This window comes from Mesorhizobium sp. M7A.F.Ca.AU.001.01.1.1, assembly GCF_004022735.1.
Lineage (GTDB): Bacteria > Pseudomonadota > Alphaproteobacteria > Rhizobiales > Rhizobiaceae > Mesorhizobium > Mesorhizobium ciceri.
The window spans coordinates 1-3,935 of sequence record NZ_RZPF01000627.1; the positions used below are offsets into that span (position 1 = coordinate 1).

Here is a 3,935-nt window from a genome sequence, read left to right on the forward strand (position 1 = left end):
GGATCACACCCCACGCGGAATAGAGGAAATCGACGGGCGGCAGCGGCAGCGAAAAGGTCTCCATCAGCCCGGCATTGAGCATGCCGGCGGAGCCATAGAGGAAGGTGAAGGCAAGCGTCACCAGGAATGTCGGCAGCGCGATGAAGGTATCGATCAGCCGGGCGATGAAGCCGCTGCCGGGGAACGGCACGAAGGCCAGAATCAGCGCCAGCACGAGGCCGACGACCAGACATCCGGCCGTCGCCGCGACCGAGATCGACACCGTGTTGATCAGCGCGTTGAGGAAGAAGCGCGAATGCAGCACGCGGATGACTTCGGCGACATTGGCGACGCCACTGTCGTCGAGGAAGGCCTGGCGGGCAATCAGTGCCAACGGATAGAAGAACAGCAGCGCCAGCAGGGCCGCCGGTGGCACTATCCACAATTTACCCGACGAGAGCTTCATCGCCGGCGCAGGGATGGCGACCGCCTCAGACACCGGCGTCTTCCGGGAGAAGCGAGGTGTCGGCGGGCGCGAAGAACAGCGGCACCTTGGCGCCGGGTTCGGGCAAGGCGATCGGCAGCCTGGTCGCCGAGACACGCACCGGCGTGCCGTCGACGTCGAGCACGAGATGGGTCAGTTCGCCCTGCCAGTGCACTTCCTGGAGCGTGCCCACGATGCGGTTGGTATGGTCGCTGTCGGCGGTCAGGCTGAGATGCTGCGGCCTGATACAGAGCAGGCTCTTGTCGCCGGCCTTCTCGTTGCGGCCGGCGCCGGTCAGCAGCGCGTCACCATGCCTTGCCGTGGCAAATCCCTTCGACCCGACGGCCTCGGCAACCGTTACCGGAAGAAGATTGGCGCGGCCGAGGAACTCGGCCGTAAAACGGTTTGGCGGGCGGCGGTAGAGTTCGGTCGTCGGTCCATGCGAACAGACCCTGCCGTCGCGCATGATGGCGATCTTGTCGGCAAGCGTCAGTGCCTCGGTCTGGTCGTGGGTGACATAGAGGATCGTGAGGCCGGGCAGGCTGCGGTGCAGCCGGGCAATCTCCTCGACCATGTTGCGGCGGATCTGGGCGTCGAGCGCCGAGAGCGGCTCGTCGAGCAGGAGCACGCGCGGCCGCACGGCCAAGGCACGCGCAATCGCCACGCGCTGCTGCTGGCCGCCCGAAAGCTCGCGCGGATAGCGCCGGGCATAGGCCGACATGCCGACAGTGCCCAGCGCATCCTTGATCCGCTCACCGATCAGCGCCTTGTCGGCGCCCTGTGCTCTGAGGCCGAAGGCAACGTTGTCCTCGACCCGCATATGCGGAAACAGCGCGTAGTTCTGCACCACCATGCCAAGGCCGCGCTCGTAGGGCGGCAGATCGGTCACATCGGTGGCGCCGATGCGGATCCGCCCGCTGGCGGGTCGCACGAAGCCGGCCACGGCGCGCAAGGCCGTCGTCTTGCCGGAGCCGGATGGGCCGATCATCGCCAGGATCTCGCCAGGTGCGATATCCAGGGTCAGCGGATGCAGGACGACATGCGCGCCATAGGCAACGCTGACCTTGTCGAAATGGACATTGGAGCCGGCGCCGCGAACCTTCGCGGCGTCGATGTCCATGACACTGGTACCAGTAAACGCTGCGGCCGACATGGCGTGGTCCTCCGGGTTTCCCTTGCGGATCAACTTCCGGTCGCTTCGTTCCAGCGCTTGACATAATCGGGTAGCTTGCTCAGCGCGTCGTCCCAGTTCGGCGACCAGATGGTCACGCCTTTCATCGCCTCCTGCGCCTTGGCGAAGTTGGCGTCATCCGGCTTGACGTCCTTGCGAGCCGGCATGCCGAGCGCAACGGAACTGATGCTCGACTGGGCTTCCTTGGAGAGCAGGAAGTCGATCAGTTTCTTGCCGTTGTCTGCGTTGGGTGCGCCGGTGACCAGGCCGATTTCATAGGGCAGCGCGAAGGTGGAGCGCACACCGTCAGGTCCAGCCGGCCAGAACACCTTGATATTGGGATTGTCGGCCATCTGCGACATGTTCATCTGCAGATCGCCATTGGCAACATGCAGCTCACCCTTGTTGACCAGCGCGGTCAGCTTGCCGGTCGAAGCGGAGGGGCCGACATTGTTGTCCTGCAGCTTCTTCATGAACTCGAAGCCGGCATCCTCGCTGCCGAAGGCGTGGATGATCTGCAGCATGACGGCGGTGCCGTCACCGGCCTGGCCGGGGGTAGAATACTGGATCTTGCCCTTGAACTTCGGGTCGAGCAGGTCGTTGTAGGCCTTTGGCGCTTCCGGCAGGACGGCACTGTTGTAGATGAAGTTCATATAGTTGTTGACCAGCGGCCGGTACTTGTCTGTGCCGCCATCGATCTGGTCGGCGGCTTCCGGCTTGTAGTCCTGCAGCAGGCCGTCAGCCGCGGCCCGCTGCACGAAGGGCGGCAAGGTCACCAGCACGTCGGCCTGCGGATTCGACTTTTCCTTGGCGACACGCTCGACGACGCCGCCGGAACCTGCCTCGATATACTGCACGGTGATGCCGGTGGCCTTGGTGAAGGCGGCGAATTCGGTCTCGAACCAGCTGCCATTGCCGTCATGCAGGCCGTCGGCGGAATAGATGGTGACGACGCCGTCGGCGAGTGCCGGTCCGACAAGAGCCGACGACGCCAACAGCGACGCGGCGAAGGCCGTAGCTATGGTTGCCTTTTGCGATTTCATGCTCAGTTCCCCTGTGATTGATGGCACATTCTGCGATGCACTGTGACGATCTCGCCTGTAGGCCGGAGCCTTATGCGGCACCGTTCGATCTCGTCGTTGTGCCGACTTTGGGGACTGACGATCGATAAGTAAAATCTATTTATTTTATGAGAGGCAAATTTTACCTGATAGTTGTCATGGAACTGTCGCAACGCTGGCCTGGCTTCGATTCCGGCCTCGCGGAAGGCCCGCGATTGGGTGCAGAGATGGTGATGGTCAGCCAAATGAAACCCCAGATGTCTGCGCCCGCAGCCGCGGGTCGAACGAACGAACGGTAACCGGCCGGCCTTCGAGAATTTCGAAGCAGCGCGCGAGCGTGTCGTCTTCGAGCCGGCGCATGGCCCCCTGCGTGAAGAAGGTGAGATGCGGAAACAGGATGACGTTGTCGCGGCCGAACAGCGCGCTCATCGGATGGCCCGATTTGGCCAGCGGCTCGACCGAATAGACGTCGAGCCCGGCGCCGCCGATGCGCCCCGAGATGATCGCCTCGACAAGGGCGGCCTCGTCGATCAGCGCGCCGCGCGAGACGTTGACGATGATAGCGGAAGGCTTCAGGCAAGCGAGCTCGGCTTCACCAATCAAGCCGCGCGTCCTGTCGTTCAGCACGCAGTGGAGGGAAACGAAATCGCAGGCGCGCAGCATGACGTGGAGGTCTTCTACCTTCTCGATGCCGGCGGTGCGCATGGTTGCGACATCGACACCGGGATCGAAGCCGAGAACGCGCGCATGAAATCCTTGGCCTGCCATGCGCGCCATGCTGCGGCCGATCTTGCCGCAGCCGACGAGCCCAAGCGTGGCGCCGGACATGTCGCGCCCCAGCCAGCGTTGCTCGGGCCAGATCCAACCATCACGTGACACCGCCGCGGTGATGGAGGGCAGCCGCTTGGCCAGCGCGATCATCAGCGCGAAGGCGCCTTCGGCGACGGTTTCCTCAGCATAATCCGGCACGTTGACAACGGGAATGCCACGCCGCATCGCGGCGGGGATGTCGATGGCATCGACGCCGACGCCATATTTGACAATGCCGTTCAATCTGGGAGCCGCCTCGATCACCCGTGCGGTGATCGGCGTGTAGCACATCAGCAAAAGATCGGCGTCCGCAACGGCCTGCATGAGATCAGCTTCGGGGATGCCGTCCGGCAGCGTCACCAGTTCGACCCCCCTCGCCCGCAAGCCGGCGTCGATGCCGGGACATTCGAGTTCGCGGTCGGTGCGCACG

At 63.8% G+C, this 3,935-nt stretch carries 3 protein-coding genes and 1 pseudogene; all 4 read right to left on the minus strand.

The genetic code is table 11. From position 1 onward, the window contains the following. Window positions 1–478 (minus strand): annotated as a pseudogene (locus tag EN884_RS28585) (2-aminoethylphosphonate ABC transporter permease); the annotation flags it as partial. After that, window positions 471–1,616: an ATP-binding cassette domain-containing protein gene (locus EN884_RS28590; protein ID WP_024502486.1), complete on the minus strand. Its 1,146-nt coding sequence runs from the start codon at window positions 1,614–1,616 to the stop codon at window positions 471–473. The gene EN884_RS28590 and the pseudogene EN884_RS28585, both read right to left, overlap by 8 nt. Before the next feature lie 29 nt (window positions 1,617–1,645). Further along, window positions 1,646–2,677: a 2-aminoethylphosphonate ABC transporter substrate-binding protein gene (locus EN884_RS28595; protein WP_063167536.1), complete on the minus strand. Its 1,032-nt coding sequence runs from the start codon at window positions 2,675–2,677 to the stop codon at window positions 1,646–1,648. Window positions 2,678–2,932: 255 nt separating this feature from the next. Beyond that, window positions 2,933–3,934, minus strand: a complete 1,002-nt coding sequence (locus EN884_RS28600; protein WP_245492002.1) for a C-terminal binding protein — start codon at window positions 3,932–3,934, stop codon at window positions 2,933–2,935. Window position 3,935 lies beyond the last annotated feature (1 nt).

What these genes read in the sequence shown, in the direction of transcription:
- EN884_RS28590 (WP_024502486.1), bottom strand. Translation starts at nt 1,616, where the DNA reads ATGTCGGCCGCAGCGTTTACTGGTACCAGTGTCATGGACATCGACGCC.
- EN884_RS28595 (WP_063167536.1), bottom strand. Translation starts at nt 2,677, where the DNA reads ATGAAATCGCAAAAGGCAACCATAGCTACGGCCTTCGCCGCGTCGCTG.